This is a genomic window from Aquisphaera insulae, from assembly GCF_011064615.1.
Lineage (GTDB): Bacteria > Planctomycetota > Planctomycetia > Isosphaerales > Isosphaeraceae > Aquisphaera > Aquisphaera insulae.
Genome location: NZ_JAALJH010000176.1, coordinates 1 through 5,919, shown reverse-complemented (window position 1 = coordinate 5,919; position 5,919 = coordinate 1). Strand labels below are relative to the sequence as shown.

At 67.7% G+C, this 5,919-nt stretch carries 9 protein-coding genes; 6 read left to right on the top strand and 3 right to left on the bottom strand.

Features of this window, described 5'->3' with window-relative positions; all coding sequences use genetic code 11:
• Positions 1-228: 228 nt before the first annotated feature.
• The 4 genes from G6O54_RS36335 to G6O54_RS36320 all read left to right on the top strand — a co-directional run bounded on the left by G6O54_RS36335 (position 229) and on the right by G6O54_RS36320 (position 2,229).
• The gene (locus G6O54_RS36335) at positions 229-723 is read left to right on the top strand and encodes a pyridoxamine 5'-phosphate oxidase family protein (protein WP_165235799.1); all 495 of its coding nucleotides are present in this window, start codon (positions 229-231) and stop codon (positions 721-723) included.
• A gap of 209 nt (positions 724-932) precedes the next feature.
• Positions 933-1,391: a MarR family winged helix-turn-helix transcriptional regulator gene (locus G6O54_RS36330; RefSeq protein ID WP_165235796.1), complete on the top strand. Its 459-nt coding sequence runs from the start codon at positions 933-935 to the stop codon at positions 1,389-1,391.
• A 15-nt stretch (positions 1,392-1,406) separates the two neighbouring features.
• Positions 1,407-1,799, top strand: a complete 393-nt coding sequence (locus G6O54_RS36325) for a DUF1398 domain-containing protein (RefSeq protein WP_165235793.1) — start codon at positions 1,407-1,409, stop codon at positions 1,797-1,799.
• 10 nt (positions 1,800-1,809) lie between these two features.
• Positions 1,810-2,229, top strand: a complete 420-nt coding sequence (locus G6O54_RS36320; protein WP_165235790.1) for a VOC family protein — start codon at positions 1,810-1,812, stop codon at positions 2,227-2,229.
• 3 nt (positions 2,230-2,232) lie between these two features.
• Here G6O54_RS36320 and G6O54_RS36315 read toward each other — a convergent pair whose 3' ends face one another.
• Together G6O54_RS36315 and G6O54_RS38310 are read right to left on the bottom strand one after the other, a co-directional pair.
• Entirely contained in the window at positions 2,233-2,433 is a 201-nt protein-coding gene (locus tag G6O54_RS36315; RefSeq protein ID WP_165235788.1) for a hypothetical protein, read from the bottom strand.
• A 160-nt stretch (positions 2,434-2,593) separates the two neighbouring features.
• Positions 2,594-4,078 carry a class I SAM-dependent methyltransferase gene (locus G6O54_RS38310; RefSeq protein WP_250847249.1) on the bottom strand — a complete coding sequence of 495 codons (1,485 nt, stop codon included), beginning with the start codon at positions 4,076-4,078 and terminating at the stop codon, positions 2,594-2,596.
• Positions 4,079-4,284: 206 nt separating this feature from the next.
• Between G6O54_RS38310 and G6O54_RS36305 the strand changes: the two genes are divergently transcribed.
• On the top strand, positions 4,285-4,866 hold the full coding sequence (locus tag G6O54_RS36305) for an RNA polymerase sigma factor (RefSeq protein ID WP_165235785.1): 582 nt from the start codon (positions 4,285-4,287) through the stop codon (positions 4,864-4,866).
• Complete coding sequence (locus tag G6O54_RS36300) at positions 4,863-5,291, top strand: DUF6768 family protein (protein WP_165235782.1); 429 nt, start codon at positions 4,863-4,865, stop codon at positions 5,289-5,291. Before G6O54_RS36305 ends, G6O54_RS36300 begins: the two co-directional genes overlap by 4 nt.
• A gap of 70 nt (positions 5,292-5,361) precedes the next feature.
• Here G6O54_RS36300 and G6O54_RS36295 read toward each other — a convergent pair whose 3' ends face one another.
• The gene (locus G6O54_RS36295) at positions 5,362-5,685 is read right to left on the bottom strand and encodes a TfoX/Sxy family protein (RefSeq protein WP_165235779.1); all 324 of its coding nucleotides are present in this window, start codon (positions 5,683-5,685) and stop codon (positions 5,362-5,364) included.
• Positions 5,686-5,919 lie beyond the last annotated feature (234 nt).

The following is a 5,919-nucleotide window of genomic DNA, read 5'->3' as shown; positions in this document are numbered from 1 at the left end:
GGTGCCGAACGACCCCAGCTTACGTGAGTGGCCCACCTTGGGGGCGTCGCCACCGGAATCACACGGCCAGGGAGTTCGTGTCCAACGGCGCGCTCCCGCGAGCTCCTCGCCCCGTCCCGACGCAAGACCCTCGGACGACGTGAGCCGATGGCCCGCGATTTGCCCAGTGTTTCCGACATGGGACATCACGACCGGACCGATGTGACTCGACGCAAGGACCTTCCACCCATGGCGACCGCACCCGAAAAGAAGCTCCACGAGCTGCTCGAGGACTTTGGCGTGGCGATGCTGGTCACGAAGACGGCCGACGGCGGCTTCCGGGGCAGGCCCATGGCGCTGGCCGAGGCGGAGCCGGACGGCACGCTCTGGTTCGCCACCGAGCGCGGGGCGGCCAAGGTGGATGAGATCGAGAAGGACAGCCGCGTCGCCGTGACCATGCAGTCGAGCACGAAATACGTCTCGCTGAGCGGGCGGGCGACTCCCGTCGACGACCGCGAGAAGGTGGCCAGGCTCTGGAAGCTGGAGTGGAAGGTCTGGTTCCCCGGCGGCAAGGACGACCCGAACATCCTGCTCCTGCGGATCGACGGCGACGCAGGCGAGTACTGGGACAACAGCGGCACCCGCGGCGTCAAGTACCTCATCGAGGCGGGCAAGGCCTTGCTCACGGGGACACGCCCGGACGTGGGCGAGGACCTGGAGGTCCATGCCAAGGTCGCGCTATAGACCAAATCGCATCAAGTCATGATAGAGCGTTCAATGTGGGGCCCTCGGGGGCAAGGATCTCTCCGGCGTCTCAGGTCCGTCGTCGCGTGGGCGGGCGGAGCGGCCGAGGAGTGCGAAGCACGTGATCCACGCAGCACGCGACCCGAACGGAGGAGGACGCACGAATTTATTGCCTTGACAATCGTTGCCTAGGCAATATGATTCTCGGCATGACGACCAAGCGACCCAGCAAGCTCGAAGATCATCTCGGCTACTGGCTGAGATGCCTCTCCAACCTCGTGAGCGAGGCGTTCGCCAGGCGGCTCGAAGGCCACGGCGTCAGCGTCCCCCAGTGGGTCGTGCTCCGCTGCCTCTTCGACAGGGAGAACGCCTCCCTGAACGAGCTCGCGGCCACGATCGGCATCGACAACGGTGCCCTCTCCCGGATGGTCGAGCGACTCGTTCAGAAGGGGCTGGTCTCCCGCGAGACCGATCCGGCGAACCGGCGGATGGTACGGCTGCGGCTGACGGACGCGAGCAAGGCTCTCGTGCCGGTGCTGGCGAAGGAGGCGGACCGGAATGACGAGGCGTTCTTCGGCGTCATCGGCGAGCCTGAGCGTCGGCAGCTCCTCGAGACGGTGCGGACGCTACTCACCAGGAACGGGTGGCAGGGTAAGGCCCTGGATTGAACGGGAGATCGACGGATGGACAGTCCGATGCTGCACGATTGCCTGACCCGGGCCTTCGCCGGGCGGCTGACCTTCCCCGAGACGGTGTCAAAGATGCTGGAGACCGGCGTGGAACGCTACGACGCCGACCTGACCCGGCTGGAGACGATGCACTACGGGGTCGACGGAACGACGCACCTCGAACCGATGCCGCTCACCAATATTCCCGAGGTGCCGGATGAGTTCTCGTCCGGCGCGGTCCAGGCGGCGATCGAGGCCATCCGGGAGAGGCAGATCGATTACCCCGAGTTCCTGCGCCGGGTCATGGCCGCCGGGACGGCCAGCTACAGCGTCTTCCTGAACGGCCGCAAGGCCATCTACTTCGGTCGCAACGGCGACTTCCACGTCGAGCCCTTCCTCGGCAAGTAAGGAGCGGGCCATGCAGATCGGCGGCATCCTCGAGACGGCCCTCTACGTGTCCGACGTGAAGCAGGCGGCGGAGTTCTACCGTCGCCTCTTCGGCTTCCCCACGCTCCTTGAGAGCGAGCGGCTGATCGCGCTGGACGTGGCGGGCAAGTGCGTCCTGCTGCTGTTCCCGGAAGGTGGGACGAAGGACCCGTTCCCGGTCCCGGACGGAAAGGGCGTGATCCCGCCTCACGGCGGTTCCCGGGGGGGTTACCACTTCGCCTTCTCGATCGCCTCGGAGGATGTGGAGGCCTGGCAGACCCGCCTCGAATCCGAGGGCGTCGCCGTCGAGAGCGTCGTGACATGGTCCGGCGGGGCGAGGAGCATCTACTTCCGCGACCCGGATGGTAACCTCGCCGAACTGATCACGCCGGGGTTCTGGATGAACTTCTGAACGTCAGGGGATCGTCCGGGCCGAAGCCGCCAAGCCTTGGCGTGGGTCGACTTCCAGGTCGATGTCCTTGTATTCGGACGCACCGGCCCGGTGGCGGAACATCCCGAGGGGACCCGCCGCGATCCGCGTCTCGAGATCGACCCGCTCGGCGGGGGTTCCGTGCCGGTGACGGATGATCTCGACGCCGTTGACGGCCGCTCGCATCGTCCTCCTGGCGATGTCGCTGGGCATTTCCCTCGTGGGCCCGCGGTCGGAGTTCCGCGACACCATTGAGCGAGATCGACGCGATCGGGAAAGTAGGCCGGGACGATTACCGCGGGCCTCGGCGTTCGGGACCGGGGGTATCCACGCTCGTCATCCGCGATCAGGGTTTCCGCACCAGCGTGTAGGACGCGAAGAGGGTCTTCTCCATGGCCGCCGCGTCGCCCCAGCCCAGGGTGACTCCCATCTTCCGCGCGGCCTCGGAATCGTCGGCGTCGAACGCCTCGATCCGGAACCCGGCGTGCTCCCAGGCCTCGCGCGGGAAGGGGCTCCGGATGTCGGCCATCGGCAGGTAGTCCTTCCCGGGCGCAGGGCCGAGGTTATAGATCAGGACGCGGCCGCCGGGCTTGATCGCGGCGTGGAGGCCAGCCAGGAACGTCGCGTCGGTGCCGAGATCGATGAACGCCTTTCCCTGATCCGGGTGGACGTAGCCCCGCTTCAGCGTGTTCTTGGAGAGGAAGAGATCCAGGCCCGAGACCTTCGCCCGGATCGTCGCGTCCTTCGGGTAGAGGCCGGTGGCGATCTCGACGCGCCCGCTCCCGACCGGGCCGCGATCGTCCTTTCCGTAGAGGACGGCCAGCATCGGATCGACGTCGATCCCCAGTGCATCCGCGCCGATCGCGGCCATCATCCTGATCGGGCCGATCCCGCCGCAGCCGAAATCCACCACCTTCTTCCCGGCCAGGTCGGCGAGCCCGGACCTGCCCAGGATCTCCATGGGCCGCGAATACGCCAGGGGAGAGCCGTATCGGGTGTTGTAGAAGAACGTCTCGTCGACCGGGATCTCCTCGAGGCCCGAACGATCCCTGCGGTGGCTGGCCTCCTGCTCGGTCAGGTAGGCCTTCATGGACGCCTCGAAGTACAGCTTGTGGGGCCTGACCGTCGGCAGCGAGCTTGCCGCCCCCAGGAACGCACGGCCGAGGTCCGTGGAGACGAGCGGGGCCAGGGCGCGGGCGTCGCTCCGGATCCGGGCGAGTCCCTGGGACTCGTCCCGGGCCTGGGGCTCCAGGCCGGGCACGAGCTTCGGGTCGTACTTCGAGCCCGCCGACACCTGCACCACGGTGATCCGCACCTTCGTCGGGAAATAGCGCTCGGGATCCTTCCGCCGGTGGGCGTGGCCCTGGCCCCCGCTGTCGTCCTTGATCACCAGGTCCATCTGCTTGATGCCTTCCTCCCAGATGATCGACCGGTTCTCCCAGAACTCCGTCATCCGCACGTCACGCTCGTAGAGGCCCGGTTCGCGGTAGAGGCCGGTCCCCATGCAGCCGTAGCCGTTGCCCCGACCCTTGTTGGGGATGTAGCAGATGGTCCAGGTGGTGGGCGCCCCGCCCGGCGGCTTGTCGAGGACCTCGAGGCGGATGTGGGCCGTGCCGTTGCGGTAGTCCACCGGGGCCGTCCAGTCACGCGGGCGGTCCTTGTTGATCAGGTCTCCCTTGACGTAGTAATGCGACTTGCTGGGCTTCGAGTTGTCGGCGTCGGACTTCGTGTAGGTGAAGGTGACGTCGAAGAGGACGAACTGTTCGGCGCGGGCCGCGACGGGGATGGCGGCGAGCCCGAGGATCAGCGTGGCTGGGGCGAGGTGGCGCATGGCGGGTCTCCGGCCGGGCGGGTCGGGGAAGAACGTCCGTTCTGCGGCGACGGTAGACTCGCGGGAGCACGCCGTCAAGGTTCGGCCTCCGACGGGCCGCCGCGGGACGCGGATCGGCCAGATCGCGATTATCGTGAACCCACGCCGAATCGGAGCGACTACTCTTCACGTCGTCCGAACGGTTCGGATCCGGGGGAGAAGGCGCGGTGGCACGCGGTCCCGAGGCAATCCTGGAGGAATGGCTGGTCGTCGAGGCCCAGCGCGGGCGCACCGCCGCGCTGCAGGCGCTGGCGGTCCGCTGGCACCCGCGGCTCGTCGGCCACGCCTACCGGAGGACCGGCCATCCGGACGCGGCCGCCGAGGTGGCCCAGGAGGCCTGGATTGCGATCATCCGCGGTCTGACGGGCCTGGAAGACCCGGCCGCCTTTCGCGTCTGGGCCTTCCGGATCGTCGACCGCAAGTCCTTCGATTGGATCCGGCGGCGCCGCCGCGGGCGAGCGCTGGCGAACCGCCTCGTCGCTGACGCATCCTTGCATGACCCCGACTGCGACCCGGGCCCCGAGGCCCGACCGCGCGAGGGCGATGGCCGCGACGAGCGGATCGAGCAACTTCGCCTGGCCCTCCGGCGGCTGCCGGACGACTCGCGGATCGTGTTGACCATGCTCTATGTCGACGGCCTCTCGGTGATCGAGATCGCCGGCGCCCTCCGCCTGCCGGAGGGGACCGTCAAGTCCCGTCTCTTCCATGCCCGGAAGCAACTCCGGGATTCCTTCGAGGCCCAATCATGAAAACGAGCGACCGCGACTTCGATGAACTGCTCGGCGAGGCCCTCTCTCGCGAGGAGGCCGATATCTTCGAGCGCCTGGGGAAGCCGTCCGTCTTCGACCTCGTCACCGATACCTTCCGCGGCACGATGCGATGGCTGAACATCCTGGCCTACGTCTTCACCATCGTCCTCTTCGGGTTGGGAGTCGTCTGCCTCTTCGGACTCCTCGGCACCGAGCACCCGCCGACGATGCTCCGATGGGGCCTGGGCTTCAGCTTCTGCATGCTGGCCGTCACCGCCCTCAAGCTCTGGTTCTGGATGGAGATCCAACGACACTCGATCCTCCGGGAGATCAAGCGAGTCGAGCTCCAGGTGGCCCATCTCGGCGCGCAGCTCCGCGGGGCCGGGCTCGTGCCCGGGTCGCGCGGCAACCAGGCCGGAAGCTGACCGACGCGGGAGGACCCATCTGGTGCGAGGCGAGCCGCGAGGGCGTCTCTTCACGTCCGGGCGTTGGGCCTCACGCCAACGCCTCGACGAACTCGATCGCCTGCCGGACCCACGCCTCCAGGTCGGCATCTCGGTCGAGGCCCTCCGGCTCGACGATCACCCAGCCTTTCATCGGCCGGCCGGTGATGTCGAACACGCCGACGTGCGGTTCCCGGAGGGCCGCCGCCGCCCGGTCCGGCCCGAGGCGCACGATCAGGGAGTCCTTGAAGACGCCGACGAGCAACTTCCCGCGGAGCAGGAAGGCGAGCCCGCCGAACATCTTCTTCTCGGTGATGCGGTCGTCGCGCACCAGCAGGTCTCGGGTCCGAGCGGCCAGGGATTCGCTGAACGCCATGGGTCGGTTTCCTGACATAGTCCTATCGCGAAAGAAGCCGCTGCCGCTTTCAAGCTCCTGGATGTCCGGGCTCGATTCTCCGGCCTGTCTCTACGCATGGACGAGGAAGGCGGCATACGGGAGGGAGAGGCTGGTGCGATGAAGAGTTGGCCCGGACGACCCGGGCGTCCTGTCCCGGTTTTCTCCGCGGGAACGGGGCCCGTCGGCAAGCCTCGGCCAGCGCCGGGCTCGGCC